Origin of the sequence: Heyndrickxia coagulans DSM 1 = ATCC 7050 (assembly GCF_000290615.1) — a bacterium.
GTDB lineage: Bacteria > Bacillota > Bacilli > Bacillales > Bacillaceae_C > Weizmannia > Weizmannia coagulans.
In genome coordinates this window covers 1-264 of record NZ_ALAS01000207.1, presented here as the reverse complement: position 1 = coordinate 264, position 264 = coordinate 1, and the positions used below count along the sequence as shown (strand labels likewise).

1 pseudogene is annotated in these 264 nt (G+C 42.0%); it reads right to left on the bottom strand.

Annotation, left to right across the window (positions count from 1 at the left end):
• Positions 1-264 (bottom strand): annotated as a pseudogene (locus IC21_RS11415) (IS5/IS1182 family transposase); the annotation flags it as partial.

The following is a 264-nucleotide window of genomic DNA, read 5'->3' as shown; positions in this document are numbered from 1 at the left end:
GAAGCCGATTCAGTTGAATGCTTTTCTGAATCGGAACCGGAAGGCTGAAGATCGCCACGATCATGATCATGATCATTACGATCTTCATCAACATGATCGTCATCGTCGTGATCCTGATCATCATTGTTGTCGTTTTCCTTAGATGCTTCTTCCAATTGGCGTTTTTGTTCTTCTAGAACGATCCATTCATTCAGTTCGTTGATGATATTTGCGCCCAAACGTTTTCTAAAACGAGTCATCAGAGAATGGTCGAATGGGGCTTTT